We start from the raw sequence: 15,041 nt of genomic DNA, 5'->3' as shown, positions 1-15,041 counted from the left end.
CTATTCACTGAAGGGGTTCTGAGCACCCGCTCCACCTCGGTCCGTCAGTTCTTCTGCGGCCGTACGAACGGGAAGGACAACACGTCGCGGATGGTGGTGTCCGTCATGAGCATGACCAGCCGGTCCAAACCGATGCCCAGGCCTCCAGCGGGCGGCATACCGGTTTCCAAGGCGTACAGGAAGTCCTCGTCCACTTCCATGGCCTCCACGTCACCGGCGGCCGCTTTCAGCGACTGTTCGGTCAGGCGACGGCGCTGCTCCACGGGATCGGTCATCTCCGAGTACGCGGTACCGAGTTCCATGCCGTTGGCCACCAAGTCCCAGCGTTCCACGAGCCCCTCCTCGCTCCGGTGGGGCGCGGTGAGCGGCGAGGTTTCCAGGGGGAAATCGCAGTAGAACGTGGGCTCGATGGTCTGCGGTTCCACCAGTTCACCGTAAAGCTCTTCCAGCACCGCACCCGGACCCATGCCGGGCCCGATCTCCACACCGTGGTCTGCGGCGATGGTCAGCAGTGTCTCGAAGTCCGTGTGGATGCTGACGTCCTGCCCCACGGCTCGACTCACGGCATCCGTCACGGTCACCACCGGCCAGGGCCCGGACACATCCGTCAGCACGGGAGCCGCCTCCGGATCGCGGACGTCACGCAGCGGCAGCACCGCAGATCCGTGCAGCTCCACAGCCACCTGCTTGATGAGTTCCTCCGTCAGCCGCTTCATCTCCATGTAGTCCGAGTACGGCAGGTACGCCTCGAGCGACGTGAACTCGGGGTTGTGCGTGGCGTCCGCGCCCTCGTTGCGGAAGTTTCGGGAGATCTCGAAGATCGGCCCCGACCCCGCAACCAATAGCCGCTTCAAATACAGTTCCGGCGCGATCCGCAGCGACAGGTCCATGCCGTACGCATTGATGAACGTCTTGAACGGCCTGGCCGATGCCCCTCCGTGCACCGTGTTGAGCACCGGAGTTTCAACCTCGCGGAATCCCTGGTCCGTGAGGTAGTCGCGCACCGTTTCCATGGCCAGCGAGCGCTGCTTCAGCAGGTCCAGCTTCCCGGGGTGCACCAGTAGATCGGTGGAGCGCTTACGCAGCCGCGCCTCCGGATCCTCGAAACTGTCCCACGGAACCGGTTGCAGCGCCTTGGACGCCATGGTCAACTGTCGCGCAAGCACGGATTCGGTGCCGTTGCGGGACACACCCCACTCACCGTCCACGACCACAAGGTCACCTGAATCCAGGTTGGCACGCAGCACGCCCCAGGCCCCGTCCATGCGTTCGCGGTCAAGCACCACCTGCACGGTGCGTCCGGCATCCGTGAGGTCCAGGAACAGCACACCGCCGTGGTCACGGAGCTTGCGGATCCTGCCGCTCACACGCACGGACGACGACGACGCTTCGCCCGCCTCCCGACGGGCCATCAGTTCCGCCACGGAGATTGCCGGGGCCAAACCCACCGGATAGGGGGCGATGCCAGCTTCCGCGAGCGCTCGCGCGTGGCGCAAACGATGCCGGGTCTGCTGCGATCGCCGCGGTGCGAGTTCACGCAAGCGAGGCGGTTCGTGATCGAGCTCGCGAATGGCGGCCAGAGCGGCGTCGTCGAGCTGGCGATCCGGTGCGGAACGCACGAACGGCGAGGGCAGGAATCCCTCGACCTGCGCGGTGGTGGACGCCATGCGAGGCAGCGAAAGCGCGCTGTCAAAGCATGCGTACCGCGGGAACCATTCGGGGAGGTACTTGGCGTTGGATCGGTAGAGGCTCTCGAGTTGGAAGAAGCGATCCAGGAATCCCAGTACCGACGAGTTGAAGCGCGTGATCACGCCGGCGCCCAGCTCTTCGGCATCGGCGAAGACACCGCGCAGCATCGCGAAGTTCAAGGACACCTCACGAATTCCGCGGGCGGCACCGAAATTCATGAGTTCGGACACCATCAGTTCCGTGGTGCCGTTGGGGGCGTCCGGGGAGCGTCGCATGACATCCAGGGACAAACCGCGCCGCCCCCAAGGCACGAACGACAACAAACCCTTGACCTGACCGTGTTCGTCGCGGGCCACCACCACGGTGCATTCACCGTCTGCGGGGTCACCCCATCGATTCAAGGCCATCGAAAACCCGCGATCCGGCTCGTCCCCGCGCCACTGATCGGCGAGCGCACCCAACTCCGCGAGCGCCTCCGCAGACAGTGCATCGTGGTTGCTGATCTCGACTTCCAGTCCGCGCTGCCGAGCATGGCGAACCGCGCGGCGCACGTTGGTCATGGACGAATTGGCCAGTGAGAAGCGCTCCGGATGCAGAACGGCCTCGTCACCCATGACCAGAACGCCCATTCCCTGGGCGGCGAAAGCGCGGGCGCCATCCGCAGAGGCGGACGTGACTGCCGGAGTCCACCCGTAGTAACGGGCATGCCCCAACCAGGCCTTCACCGCGGCGGGCCAACTCGCTCGGTCACCCACGGGGTCGCCAGAGGCGAGGCACACCTGCCCCACGACCCGATAGGTGATGGCCGCGCGACCATCCGGGGAGAACACGGCGTTCTTGTCGCGCCGAGTGGCGAAGTAGCCCAGCGAATCCTGATCCCCGTACTGCGCGAGCAAGGTGCGCAACGCGACTTCTTGCCGGGGCGTCCAGGTGGTCTCCTTGGAGCTGGAACGCAAGAACATGAACACCGCGGCCACCAACGTGAGCGCGAGCAGCACCGACACCAGGCCGGGCAACCAATCGGGCACTTGGTGCCTGAACTGCGGGTTGGGTGAGTAGATCCCCAAACCCCGATTGATCGCTTCCACGAGCACACGACCGTCATCGCTGGCCGACTCCGTGGAGATCAGCAGGATCACGTGAGTCATCGCCACAGTGAATAGGGCACCCACCACGAGCGTGACCATCGCGGCAACGGTGCTCCTGGCCCTGGTGCGGCCAGGGAAGGCCGCTCGCATCCACCAGGCCAACACCAACGTGGACACGCCCACCACCAGTGCGGTCACATCCATCACGAAGAAGCCCCGGGTCAGTGGGTCTGCCAGTGTTTCCTGGATCCCGACCTCGGCCGCGTCCAACAGATTCAACACCGATCCGAACACTCCCAGGACCTGCAGCACAGCGACCAGGACCAGGGCGATCCGCTTCCGGCGGATCAACGCCCCCGTGACCAAGGCCAACAGTGCGACCGAGGCCAGGGAGGGCGAGACAGGCAGGTTCAGCGCCCCCAGCACCATGTACGGCACCGGGGAAATGACGGCCAGCCATTGCATGACGGTCAGGATGAGACCGAGCAGCGTGGCCATGGCGAACACCCACGTGAGGATGCGCGCACCCCGTTCTTGTGCCGGGGTGGGCAGCTGGAAGTTACGCTGTCCGGATTCCCCCGTTAGCTGGGGGTCACCTGCCAACTTCCTGCTGTTTGACTCTTTGGTCATTCACTCGACTCTCTTCGAATTACTATGTGTGCATCGGCGACACTCTATTTCTATTTCTTGTGGGCATCGGGCGACATCCGACCACAGTATGAAATCTCCAAGAGAAGAGCGACGATATGAGTTTTTTCGAATTAACAGGCTGGCCAGTTTTCGTGATGGCCGTTACATTGGCGGCGATTGTGCTTTTCGTGGCCGTGTTTCTCGTACCGCGGTATCGGAAGCTCGGCGCGTCCAGATACATCATCCAGTTCGTGTCGATAGCGCTGGTCACGATTCTGACCCTGTTGGTCATCTTCCTCAAGCTCAACAACGACAACCAGTGGTACGGCAATTGGGGAGACCTGGCCACGGGAGGGGACGGCGGGTCGGTCGCCACCCAAACGGCCGGGCTCACCGCTCCCACCCGAGCTACCGCCGCGGAACTACCTCACGCCCCGTTCACGAACACCCAACTCGATCCGCGGGGCAGTCAGCAGATCGGTGCGCAGGTGGATCCCTCTGCCACCGGCGGACAATGGGCGACTTTCGAATTATCGGGCAAGGAGTCGCAGGTCACGCAGCAAGTTACCGTTTGGTTACCCCCGTCGTATTTCACGGACAAGGATCGCGCATTCCCCGTCATTACAGCGTTCACAGGATTTCCCGGGAGCGTGAAGACCTACAGCAAATCCATGAATTTCGATCAACATATTAAGACTGCGGTGCGCGACTCTGCCGTGCGAGAACCCATTGTGGTAATCCCCGATGTCTTTCCCGGCAATCACGACACCGAGTGCGTGGACGGCAATCACGGAAAATACGAGACATTCGTGAGCCAGGACGTGGTCTCGTGGATTCGCGAGAACTTGCGAGTTTCCGATGATCCGCAGGCGTGGTCCACTTTCGGTTACAGCGCGGGCGGCTGGTGTTCGTCCATGTTCACCGTGCGCCATCCGGAGATCTGGGGAAACAGCATTAACATGGCCGGATATTTCGCCCCGGATTACAGTAAAGGTCAAGAATGGGTGACCGCAGACCCCGCGGGATACGACCTGGGCAAAGTAGTGGAAAAGAATAGCCCCGATGTGAATATCTGGTTCTTCACCGGCGGCGAAGATACCCCGGCTATCAAAGCGGTGGAGAAATTCAAGGAAACGGTGAAAGATCCCACGGGACTGGCTATTAATACGTCCCAGACCGGGGGCCACAGAGTTCCCCTGTGGACCGCACAGATCGAGACTTCTCTCAAATGGCTCGGCCAGGTGTCACCGTATTTCGCGGCACTGCGGTCATAGACCGGCCAAGCGCAGCGTGTGCCCTCTGGCTTCCGCCCACGCCGGGTGCTCGAGCACGGTCCACGCGTTGTGGTCCGCATCCTCCACCACGGTGAGCTCTGCCGGATCGCCCTTGTCCTTGGCAGCGGTGACATAGTCCTCGGCCTGGTGCGCCGGTATGAGCTCGTCCTCACCGCCCTGACACGCAATCACGGGGATGCCGATGGGTAGAAGCTCCTGTGGGGAGGCCTCCTCATACCTTTCGGGTTCCTCATCGGGTGTGCCGCCCATCAGGTTTCCCACCCGGTCGTTCGCGTCTTCGCGGAACGCGCTGTCCAGGTCGTACACGCCCGCCATGGACACGCAGCCGATCGGTTTCACCGTGGGATCCGCTCCGACTTGGCCTTCTTCGAGTTGCGATCTCGACGTCGCCCACGTGGCCAGGTGCCCACCGGCACTGTGCCCGAGCAGCACGACACGCTGGCCGTCGAGCTCCACCGGCGAGTGCTCCGCGAGGCGAGGGACGAAATCGACTCCCGCGGCGACGTCGTGCCCGGCCGCAGGCCAGCCCGCGCGTGCGGGACCGCGATCCCTCTGATCAGGGTGAATGGTGCCCCGATAGGCGATGGACCACACGGCTACCCCGTAGGAAACCAGGTCCGTGCCGATGTCCGTCATGTAGGACATGTCCGAGGCGTCTTCCCAACTGCCTCCGTGGATCATGACCACCACGGGCACCGCTTCGCTCACCGGTTCGCCGTTGTCCTGGACCGGGACCGCGAGCATTCCGTACTGCGTGCTCTCGTCCGATCCGTAGGCGATCCGCTGTAGTTCGGACACCCCGTACGACCCGGTGGTCTTGAACTCCGTGGTCACGCCGAGCTTCTCCGCGGCTCCGCACCCGGCGAGCACCGCGCCCGCGCCCAGCACGGTGAGCCCGAAGGCCCCTCGGATTACCGCGCGACGACTCACCTGCGCAGAGTGATCCGCCATGTCGCCCCCTTGATCTCAAAAACTTCCCCCGCGGATCACGCTACATGCCGCCGGTGTGGGATGCCCGTGCGAGGAATAAGCTGTGAGGTATCACCCAGCGCTTGGGCGCATCCTGTGCCCCACGGAGGCTCGTTCCGTTGCAGAAACGCCGCGAGGCTCCGCGCTTCGGAGGATCACCATGGCCACTGCGATGTTTCGGCGATTCAGGACCTGGTTGTTCAACGACCAGCCGGATCCGGCCGCCTATCACGGGCCGCATCAGCGCCCGCGCGAGAGCACCCGGACCCGTCCGTGGTGGGCCGTGATGTGTCTGTCCGGTGTCGACTACTTCTCCACGCTGGGCTATCAGCCCGGCATCGCAGCGGTCGCGGCGGGTTCGCTGGCGCCCATCGCCACGTTGGTTCTGGTGCTCGTGACCCTGTGCGGCGCGCTCCCGGTGTATCGGTGGGTGGCTGCGGTCAGCCCTCACGGCGCGGGGTCCATCCGCATGCTGGAGAAACTGCTCCCGCGGTGGAACGGGAAAATTGCCGTCCTGGTGCTCCTGGGCTTTGCGTGCACGGACTTCATGATCACCATCACCCTGTCATCCGCGGACGCCGCAACCCACCTGGTGGACAACCCCGTGATGCCGATGCACGGCACCGGTGCCAAGCTGTGGATCACGTTCGGGCTGATCACGCTCCTCGCGGCGGTGTTCCTCAAGGGATTTCGCGAGGCCATTGCCTTGGCCGTGTTCCTAGTCCCGATCTATCTGGCCCTCAACATGGCGGTGATGGTCGTGGGGTTTCAGCAGATTTTGGCCCACCCGGAGTTCCTCGCCGGATGGACCACCGCGCTGACCACCCAGCACTCCAATCCCTGGATGGCCCTGCTCCTGGCGATCGTGGTCTTCCCGAAACTCGCCCTGGGCATGTCCGGCTACGAGACCGAGGTGTCCGTCATGACACAGATCCACCCGGGATCCACCGCCGGCGGCGGCAGCGCTACCAAGGCCGCGCATGACGTCGTCGACGGCGCCGACCCCAGCGACACGACACAGTCGGCCGGCCGCGGTCGCGACCACCCCGGCAAAGCTGACCATCACAGTGTCGCGGGCAAGCACGGTGCCGTTGCCGGACGCATCCGAGGTGCCCGCAAGATGCTCACGCTGGCCGCCGCAATCATGGCCGTGATGCTCCTGTGCTCATCCATGGTCACCACGCTGCTGATTCCGCCGCAGGAATTCGCCGCCGGTGGCGAGGCAAACGGGCGCGCGCTGGCCTACGTGGCGCACGAGTACATGGGACCGGTTTTCGGCAGCGCCTACGACCTGTCCACCATCTTGATCCTGTGGTTCGCCGGGGCCTCCGCACTGGCCGGAATGTTGAACCTTGTACCCCGCTACCTGCCCCGTTACGGCATGGCTCCGGAGTGGACTCGCGCCGTGCGTCCGTTGATTCTGGTCTTCACGCTGGTGGCCTTCATCATCGCGTGGATCTTCGACGCGGACGTGGATGCCCAGGGCGGCGCCTATGCGACCGGGGTGTTGGTGCTCATGACCTCCGCGGCGCTGGCGGTGACACTGTCCGCGAGACATCACGGGCGGCCGCGCCTGGCGTGGGGGTACGGACTGGTCACCGCGGTTTTCCTCTACACAACCATCGCCAACGTGGTGGAGCGCCCGGACGGCATCAAGATCGCGGCGGTCTTCGTGGTCTGCATTCTGGTGATTTCCTTCGCGTCCCGCGTGTGGCGCGCCTCGGAACTGCGCATCACGGATCTGCGGGCCGATTCTGCCTTGCGCGCCTCGATGGTCGCGGCACAGGGCCACGCCATCCAGCTGATCCCGCACAATCCCGACCCCTCCGACGCTGACGAGGACTACCGGGAGAAACTGATGACCGAGCGCCTGTCCCACGCCCTGGTGGAGGATGCGGACGTGTGGTTCGTGGAGGTCAAACTGCGGGATCCGTCCGATTTCTCCGACAAGGTGTCCTTGGTTTCGCGCACCGTAGGCTCACACCGAGTCATCCACGTGGACGGTTCCTCGGTCCCCACGTGCCTGGCGGGGGTGGCGTTGTGGATCCGTGACGAGACGGGCGTGCCACCGGATCTCTACCTCGAGTGGTCGTCAGGTTCACCCATCCGCAACTATCTCAGGTTCCTGCTCTGGGGCCAGGGCCAGACGGCGTCCATGGTCCACGAGATCTTGCGTCGCGCCGTGCCCGACGACGCCGCTCGCCCCGTTGTCCACGTGATGTAACGTGACGCGCGTGGTCTCGATCCCTCGGTCATCGGCAGTCGCTGATACCCCTCTTCTTGTCCGTGGTGAGCGCATATGACCATCCAGGAATATTTGGTCTCCACCCTGACCACCGCGGCGGGCGGCTTCGATCCCGCACCCATGCTCATCATGGCCGCCGCGTTGGGTGCCGGTGTGCGGCGTCGGCATGTTTTGGGTGCCACCACGTTGCTGCTGGGCGGCACGGCGCTCTGGGGTTTCGCGCTCACGCAATGGGTGGGGCGGCAATTGCTCGACATCCACTGGCACGAACTGGTCAGACAGGGCACCACGGCAGCGTGGATCGAACTCTCCCTGGGGTTGGCCCTTGCCGGTTATGTCGTGCTCAGAGTTCTTCGAGCGTCGCGTGACCGGGCGGAGGCTCGCGACGAGGATCGTGACATCGAGAAGCCCCGCTCAGCGTGGGGCCTGTACATCACTGCCGCGGTGTTCGTGGCCATTGTGATCTTCGATGTGCCGTTCGATCTGTTCGTGGCAGCGTCTGCGACCCAGGCTGCACCCGTCGCTGGAGCGGGCTGGGTGGCGTGGGCGCTCATCAGTCAGTTCCCGTTGACGTTGCTTGCCGTGGTGACGTTGGTCGGTCGGCAGCGCGGCGTGGCCGACACCATGACGCGGTGGTGGCGGGTCATCCAGCCCTATGCGTCGGTGGCCGTCACGGTGGCGCTGGCTCTCGCCGCACTGCTGTTGCTCATCGACTCGACGAAACTACTGGTGTTCGGCCAGTTCCTGGTTCCGTAATTTCCATTTCGACCGTGGTCCGGTGACGGCGCGCCAAGCCCTTCTGCCGTTTGGCCCCGTAGAGGGCGAGGAGCCCACCCACGATCACCAGGACGAACGCGACGAGTGCCGGCGAGCGGTAGCCGAAGCCCGCAGAAATTACCGCGCCACCCAGGACCGCGCCAATGGAGTTGGCCACGTTGAAGGCCGAGTGATTCAACGAGGCACCCAGCAACCGTGCTTCCCCGGCGGCGTCGATGAGCCAGCTCTGAATGGACGGCATGACGAATGAGTGGGCCAGACCCATGGCCAGTCCCGCCACGAAGATTCCCACAGGGTTGCCCACGAGTGCCCACACAGCCAGCATCACCAGGGCGAGCATCGGGAACCCGATGATCATGGATTGCTTGGGATAGCGGTCCGCGCTGATGCCGCCGGCGATATTGCCCACGGTCATGCCGATACCCACGGTGGCCAGTAACCACGGCACAGCCCCGCCGGGTAGGTATGCGAGTTCGCGACTCATCTGGGTGAGGTAACTGAAGATCGCGAAGAACCCACCGAAACCGATCGCGGCAACACCCATGACGATCCACACCTGCCCGTAGCGCAGTGCGGACATTTCTCCCCTGCGGCTGGACCCGGCAATGGGCCGCTGAGAGGGGACCGTGAACCACAGGGCAGCCACGGTCACCAGGAACACCACGGCCACGGCAACGTACGCCGCGCGCCAGCCATAAGCCTGACCCAGCGCGGTCATGGTGGGAACGCCCACCACATTGGCCACCGTGAGTCCGGACAGCGCGAGCGCCACACCCTTGGCCTGGTTGCCGGGGCCCATGACGTCCGCGGCGACCAGCGATGCCAGGCCGAAGTACGCACCGTGCGGCAGGCCCGCCAGGAAACGCATGACCATGAGGGTTTCGAATTCCGGCGCCACTGCAGAGGCCACGTTGCCCACCAACAGGGCCACCGCCATGACGAGAAGCATGGTGGTCCGGGACGCGCGAGCCACCAGAACAGAGATCAGTGGTGCGCCCACCACGACACCCAGGGCGTAGGCGCTGATCAACCAGCCCGCTTGGGCAATGCCCTGCTCGGGTGAGGCCGTGTACGTCTCCCCCAACATGTCCTGTGCGATCTGAGGCAACAAACCCATGGAGACGAACTCCGTACACCCGATACCAAATCCGCCCAGGGCAAGTGCGAACAGGGCGAACCTGCGGCGGGCGGGAGTCATCTCGGGCATACGGGCAGAACCTTTCGAGGGGTGGGTTTTGAGCACCGAGTATTGAGGTGCGTCTACAAGGGTGCCGGTTTTTGTTCGCCCCGTGAACTACTTGTGGTGCGATTCACCAAGAATCAGGCGCTCTCCGACACGAAAATAGTAAGCAGTATTACTATTGGCATCATCACATTCAGAGCGGTCATGGCCCAGTTCAATGCTTAGGCCGTTCGAAGCCTGTCACCAGGCGAACTCCTTGGAGGAGTCTCATGAGCGCCCTAATGCTGGACAAGAAAAATGCTGTGATCTACGGAGGTGGTGGCGCTATTGGCGGTGCCATCGCACGAGTATTCGCCCGGGAAGGAGCGAGAGTCTTTCTCGCCGGTCGCACGCAATCCAAACTTGACGCTGTGGCCAGCGACATTGCCGCGGTAGGCGGTGCTGTCGAGACGGCCCAGGTGGATGTCTTGGATCCACAAGCCGTTAACGCGCACGCCGATGCCATTGCGGCTACGGCCGGGCACCTCGACATTGCGGTCAACGCCGTGAGCATCATGCACGATCAAGGAAAAGTGCTGGCCGAACTCTCGGTTGAAGAATTCATGCATCCGATCGATGACTTCCTGAAGGCCAGCTTCATCACGAGCCAAGCTGTGGCACGCCACATGGGTGGCGACCGCCCCGGTGTCATCATTTCTCTGTCGGAGCCCGGAGCCAAGCTGACGGTCGGCGGAATCCTGGGCCACGGCGTGAGCGCCGCCGGGAAGGAGGCCTTCTCTCGCCTGTTGGCCGCGGAGCTGGCACCCCGCAACATCCGGGTCGTGGACATCCGGCCTCATGCCGTGACCGATGCGCCGGAGGCCGATTCCTACACCCAGGAACTCTTCAAACCGTTCGCCGAGTCGGGTGGGCAAACCGTCCGGCAGTTCCTGGACGACGGCATGGCGCAAGCTACGCTGCTGAAAAGGCTGCCCACGCTCTCCGACGTTGCGGAGACAGCCGCGTTCCTGGCCTCTGATCGTGCGGGAGCCATCACCGGAACGGTCGTCAATCTGACGGGCGGGGCAATTGCGGACTGAACGTGTAATTCTCCCCAGCCCGTGTACGAAAGTTATCCACAGGTGTGGAGAACATTGTGCATATCCCGAACAACATGTACTCCACAGGGCTCCCAGAGCCTGGTTTTCCGGTATCCACAGGGTTGTTCACAGCTGTGGAATTACATGTTTGTAAGTTGTTAACAGGTGTGGACAACCCCTGTGGAGAACTCCGCTCAGCGACGCTTTCGCAGCCCCGGGAGCATCGTCAGCGACACGAGCGCGCCCACAATCAGGCCACCCACGTGCGCCTGCCACGCGATGCCCCCCACCAAGAACCCGAAGGCCAGATTGATCACAATGAGCACCACGATGGGCGTGATGTTGCGCTTGAAGTGGCGCATGAAGATGAACAGCGCACCGAACAGGCCGAAGACTCCACCGGAGGCTCCGATCACCAGCACGTTGGGCTGTCCCAGCAGCAGCACGCCCAGAGACCCACCAAGCACCGACAGCACGAAGAGGACCAACATCCGCCAGGATCCCAAGAATGGTTCGAGCATCCGACCGAACAGGTAGAGCGTGTACATGTTCAACAGCAAGTGAATGGGTGATGGCATGGAGTGCACGAACCAGGAGGTGAGCATGCGCCACGGCTCGGACGTGGTGAGCACCGGGGCGTATCCCAGAATGGACGCCAGGTTGTAGGGAGTGGTCGCGTAGACCAGCCATTGGACGCCCCACACGGCCACGCACAGTCCGATGATGGTCCACGAGACCGGCATGCCGTCCCCGCGGCGTCGTCGTTGAATCCCGGGACCGCCGCGTCGCTCAGGCTGCTGCGGGCCGCGGGTCGGGTCATGCTGACCGGACGGGTGCTGCCCACCGGGACCACCTTGAGGACCCGAGATGTACTGGCCGTACTGCGGGGCAGGAACGGGCCGATCGCCCCACGGGTCTTGCCGGTCGTTGGGGTCCTCTTGAGGATTCTCGTTCATGTCTGCTCCCGTATATTCACTGGTCATAGCTACAACAAAGCCCACCCGATCAACGGGTGGGCTTTGTCTACGAAAAGACTATCGAGGTCAGAGCTGCTCGATATCGATGGAGGTGATCACGGCATCCTCCACGGGGCGGTCCTGACCACCGGTACGAACGTTGTTGAGCTCGTCAACGACCTTCTTGGAATCCTCATCCACAACCTCACCGAAGATGGTGTGCTTGCCCTGCAGCCAGGTGGTGGGTGCGGTGGTGATGAAGAACTGGGAGCCGTTGGTGCCGCGACCGTTACGCAGACCCGCGTTGGCCATGGCCAACATGTACGGAGCGTTGAAGTTGAGTTCCGGGTGGATCTCGTCATCGAAGTTGTAACCGGGGCCGCCGATGCCCTGGCCCAGCGGGTCACCGCCCTGGATCATGAAGTCCTTGATGATGCGGTGGAACACGACGTCCTTGTAGAGGGGACCGTTCTGCTTCTCACCCGTGCGGGGATCGGCCCATTCCTGGGTTCCGTCCGACAGGCCGACAAAGTTCTTCACGGTCTTGGGTGCGTGGTTACCGAAGAGGTCCACCACAATGTCGCCGTGGTTGGTGTGGATGGTCGCCTTGTGCGTGGCAATAGCAGTCATGGTGTCATTGTGGCACGCTCCCCGGAGCGCGTCAGGGGCGCGGGGAGCCGTTCAGCGCACAGTGAAAAGCCCATGAATCCGCTGATTGAGCCCTCGTGAGCTACTAATAAGCCCGTATGCTGATTGTGGAGCTTTTTAATGTCACTACTTCAGGAGGGACACGTTATGAGCTTGTTCAAGAGCAAGAGCCAGAAGAAGGCCAAGCTGGCGCAGAAGGGCGCCGAGGCAAAGGTCGTGGACGCCGGCGCATGGCTGTCCAACGAAATCGGTCACTTGGGGACCAAGCTGCAGCACGGTGTCGAGACGGGCGCATCCGCCCTGGCCACCGGTGTTCAGTCTTCCGGCCCGTACGTTCAGGAGGGCCTGGGTAAGGCTCAGGAACTGGGCGGCACCGTGAAGGCACGCAGCGAGAAGGCCGCCGCTGCCGGTGCAGCCGCCGCCGCACCGCTGGCCGCAAAGGCCGCAAAGAACACCGCCAAGGGTCGCGCTGCGGCTCAGGGCAAGTACGACGGCGCCGTGGCGGCTCTGGCCGCCAAGGTCGCCGATGCAGACACCTCGGATCAGTTCGACGCTCTGGTCACCAAGCTCACCGGTGACAAGAAGACCGTCAAGCGCATCCAGAAGGCTGCCCGCAACTCCGCCAAGGAGTACGCCAAGAAGCAGAAGAAGGCTCAGGGCGGCAATAAGGGTCTGTTGATCCTCGGTTTGATCGCTGCCGGTGCCGTGGCCGGCGTTGCCGCATGGCGCGCTTCCCGCCCGGTCCAGGATCCCTGGAAGACCCCGGCCACCACGTCCCCGCGCGTGTCCGCTTCCCCGGTCAACAACTCCACCACCGTGGCCGCAGGCCAGGGTGCCAAGGTTGACGACATCAAGGATCCGACCGCTCCGGTGAACGATCAGGGCACCACTTCCCAGGCTGCTCACCGCGCATCTGACGGCGCCAAGTCCGTCGCCGAGGATGCCAAGCAGACCGTCAACGAGGTCAAGGAACAGATCAAGGGTTCCAAGCCCGAGGACAACAACAAGTGATCTGAGCCAGCTCCGCGCTAGCTAGAAACACAGCGACGCCGCCGGGCCCCGAGAAGGGGCACCGGCGGCGTCGGCGTTTAAGGCCGTGGGGCACGACCCGGTGTCGCTAGGAAAAGGCGCCCGAGACGGTGTCCCAGACTTGGTAAATGCCCAGGATGCCGAACAGCACGGCGCAGATGACGAGCACGGCGTTCGTGAACATGCCGTTGCGCCAGTTCTTGGGGGTGCGCGAGGTGTTGAGCAGTCCCAGCAGTGTTACGGCAAGGAACGGCATGAACAATGCGCCCAGCACGCCGTACAGCAGAATCAGGAACACAGGCCGGTCCAGTAGGAGCAGAAGCATGGGCGGGAATGTGAGCCACAGCAGGTAGAACTTGAAGTACTTGCCGCCGTTGCGGGTGTCCGGGTGGTCCTTGGGACGGTTGCGAATGTTGCCCCAGTAATCGGCGAACATGAGCGAGACGCCGGACCACACGCCCACCACCGACGAGAAGGACGCGGCCCAGAAGCCGATCAGGAAGATCACACCGATCACGTCGCCGTAGCGTTCGCGCAGCACGGCGTCGAGGTCGAGCAGGCCGCGGTCGCCGGCGCTGATGGCGTAACCGGCGGAGTAGAGCACCTCAGCACCCACGACCAGCATGGCGAGCACAAAGATGCCGGTAATGGCATATGCCACGGCGTTGTCGAGCTGCATGACGCGCATCCAGCGGGGCTGGTGCCAGCCCTTTTCGCGCAGCCAGTAACCGTACGCCGCGAGAGTGATGGTGCCACCCACGCCACCGGCGAGTGCGAGCGTGTAAACCACGCCGCCCTGGGGGATCACGGGGATCAGACCCTTGAGCATCTCGGGGATGTTGGGCAGCGTGATGATCGCCAGACCCACCATGACCAGGAACATGATGCCCACCATGGCGGCGGTGATTTTCTCTACCGCGGCATAACGCCCCATCCACACAATGCCAAAACCGATCAGGCCCATCATGATGGCCCAAGCCCACAGCGGCAGGAACGGGAACAGCGCAGCCAAGGGAAGTGCGGATGAAGACATGGCGGTCGCGCCATACACGAAGCCCCAGATGAGGATGTACGGACCGAAGTACCAGGACGTCCAACGCCCCAGCGAGCGCCAGCCCTCGAAGATCGTGCGGCCGCTGGACAGTGAGTAACGGCCCGCGCCCTCCACCAGAACGATCTTCATGATGGTGCCCACGACCACCGCCCACAGCAGCGTGTAGCCGTAGCGGGAACCGGCGGTCAGGGTTGCAACCATGTCTGCTGCACCCACACCGGTGGCTGCAACGACCAGACCCGGCCCAATGATGCGCCACTTTTTGATCCGTTCCAATTGCTCATGAGGATTCACCGATGGATCCGGCAGAAAAGGTGTTTTATCGCGCATTCGGCTACTCCACTGACTTGGCAATCATGAGGGGGTCACAGCAATTGTTCGTCAGTATTTCACGCGTTA

11 protein-coding genes are annotated in these 15,041 nt (G+C 63.4%); 5 read left to right on the top strand and 6 right to left on the bottom strand.

From position 1 onward, the window contains the following. Window positions 1-44: 44 nt before the first annotated feature. Window positions 45-3,407, bottom strand: a complete 3,363-nt coding sequence (lysX, locus tag CKW39_RS05945) for a bifunctional lysylphosphatidylglycerol synthetase/lysine--tRNA ligase LysX (protein ID WP_095797220.1) — start codon at window positions 3,405-3,407, stop codon at window positions 45-47. A 155-nt stretch (window positions 3,408-3,562) separates the two neighbouring features. Here lysX and CKW39_RS05940 point away from each other — a divergent pair, with 155 nt between their 5' ends. Further along, complete coding sequence (locus CKW39_RS05940; protein ID WP_254049296.1) at window positions 3,563-4,681, top strand: esterase family protein; 1,119 nt, start codon at window positions 3,563-3,565, stop codon at window positions 4,679-4,681. Here CKW39_RS05940 and CKW39_RS05935 read toward each other — a convergent pair. Continuing rightward, window positions 4,676-5,653: a S9 family peptidase gene (locus CKW39_RS05935; protein WP_095797218.1), complete on the bottom strand. Its 978-nt coding sequence runs from the start codon at window positions 5,651-5,653 to the stop codon at window positions 4,676-4,678. The two genes, CKW39_RS05940 and CKW39_RS05935, sit on opposite strands and share 6 nt — an antisense overlap. Window positions 5,654-5,831: 178 nt before the next feature. Between CKW39_RS05935 and CKW39_RS05930 the strand changes: the two genes are divergently transcribed. After that, window positions 5,832-7,895: an amino acid transporter gene (locus CKW39_RS05930; RefSeq protein WP_095797217.1), complete on the top strand. Its 2,064-nt coding sequence runs from the start codon at window positions 5,832-5,834 to the stop codon at window positions 7,893-7,895. A 75-nt stretch (window positions 7,896-7,970) separates the two neighbouring features. Beyond that, entirely contained in the window at window positions 7,971-8,672 is a 702-nt protein-coding gene (locus CKW39_RS05925) for a hypothetical protein (RefSeq protein ID WP_095797216.1), read from the top strand. Here the strand turns inward: CKW39_RS05925 and CKW39_RS05920 are convergent. Continuing rightward, window positions 8,623-9,900: an MFS transporter gene (locus CKW39_RS05920; protein ID WP_095797215.1), complete on the bottom strand. Its 1,278-nt coding sequence runs from the start codon at window positions 9,898-9,900 to the stop codon at window positions 8,623-8,625. The two genes, CKW39_RS05925 and CKW39_RS05920, sit on opposite strands and share 50 nt — an antisense overlap. A 245-nt stretch (window positions 9,901-10,145) precedes the next feature. On the opposite strand from CKW39_RS05920, the gene CKW39_RS05915 reads away from it, so the two are divergent. After that, on the top strand, window positions 10,146-10,955 hold the full coding sequence (locus CKW39_RS05915) for an SDR family NAD(P)-dependent oxidoreductase (protein ID WP_173674287.1): 810 nt from the start codon (window positions 10,146-10,148) through the stop codon (window positions 10,953-10,955). Between the two features lie 194 nt (window positions 10,956-11,149). Here CKW39_RS05915 and CKW39_RS05910 read toward each other — a convergent pair whose 3' ends face one another. After that, complete coding sequence (locus CKW39_RS05910; RefSeq protein WP_254049295.1) at window positions 11,150-11,911, bottom strand: rhomboid family intramembrane serine protease; 762 nt, start codon at window positions 11,909-11,911, stop codon at window positions 11,150-11,152. 87 nt (window positions 11,912-11,998) lie between these two features. Continuing rightward, window positions 11,999-12,541, bottom strand: coding sequence for a peptidylprolyl isomerase (locus CKW39_RS05905; RefSeq protein WP_095797213.1), 543 nt, complete (start codon window positions 12,539-12,541; stop codon window positions 11,999-12,001). Between the two features lie 165 nt (window positions 12,542-12,706). Here CKW39_RS05905 and CKW39_RS05900 point away from each other — a divergent pair, with 165 nt between their 5' ends. Next, a complete protein-coding gene (locus CKW39_RS05900; RefSeq protein ID WP_095797212.1) occupies window positions 12,707-13,570 on the top strand; it encodes a hypothetical protein in 864 nt (287 codons plus the stop codon). A 106-nt stretch (window positions 13,571-13,676) separates the two neighbouring features. On the opposite strand, the gene CKW39_RS05895 is transcribed toward CKW39_RS05900, so the two are convergent. Further along, entirely contained in the window at window positions 13,677-14,972 is a 1,296-nt protein-coding gene (locus CKW39_RS05895; protein ID WP_095797211.1) for an Nramp family divalent metal transporter, read from the bottom strand. Between the last annotated feature and the right edge of the window lie 69 nt (window positions 14,973-15,041).

The organism is Kocuria sp. WRN011 (assembly GCF_002295155.1).
Classification (GTDB): Bacteria; Actinomycetota; Actinomycetes; order Actinomycetales; family Micrococcaceae; genus Kocuria; species Kocuria carniphila.
Note: the sequence above shows the minus strand (reverse complement) of the source record. Positions and strands in the feature narration are given on the sequence as shown.

What these genes read in the sequence shown, in the direction of transcription:
- lysX (WP_095797220.1), bottom strand. Translation starts at nt 3,407, where the DNA reads ATGACCAAAGAGTCAAACAGCAGGAAGTTGGCAGGTGACCCCCAGCTA.
- CKW39_RS05940 (WP_254049296.1), top strand. Translation starts at nt 3,563, where the DNA reads ATGGCCGTTACATTGGCGGCGATTGTGCTTTTCGTGGCCGTGTTTCTC.
- CKW39_RS05935 (WP_095797218.1), bottom strand. Translation starts at nt 5,653, where the DNA reads ATGGCGGATCACTCTGCGCAGGTGAGTCGTCGCGCGGTAATCCGAGGG.
- CKW39_RS05930 (WP_095797217.1), top strand. Translation starts at nt 5,832, where the DNA reads ATGGCCACTGCGATGTTTCGGCGATTCAGGACCTGGTTGTTCAACGAC.
- CKW39_RS05925 (WP_095797216.1), top strand. Translation starts at nt 7,971, where the DNA reads ATGACCATCCAGGAATATTTGGTCTCCACCCTGACCACCGCGGCGGGC.
- CKW39_RS05920 (WP_095797215.1), bottom strand. Translation starts at nt 9,900, where the DNA reads ATGCCCGAGATGACTCCCGCCCGCCGCAGGTTCGCCCTGTTCGCACTT.
- CKW39_RS05915 (WP_173674287.1), top strand. Translation starts at nt 10,146, where the DNA reads ATGAGCGCCCTAATGCTGGACAAGAAAAATGCTGTGATCTACGGAGGT.
- CKW39_RS05910 (WP_254049295.1), bottom strand. Translation starts at nt 11,911, where the DNA reads ATGAACGAGAATCCTCAAGAGGACCCCAACGACCGGCAAGACCCGTGG.
- CKW39_RS05905 (WP_095797213.1), bottom strand. Translation starts at nt 12,541, where the DNA reads ATGACTGCTATTGCCACGCACAAGGCGACCATCCACACCAACCACGGC.
- CKW39_RS05900 (WP_095797212.1), top strand. Translation starts at nt 12,707, where the DNA reads ATGAGCTTGTTCAAGAGCAAGAGCCAGAAGAAGGCCAAGCTGGCGCAG.
- CKW39_RS05895 (WP_095797211.1), bottom strand. Translation starts at nt 14,972, where the DNA reads ATGCGCGATAAAACACCTTTTCTGCCGGATCCATCGGTGAATCCTCAT.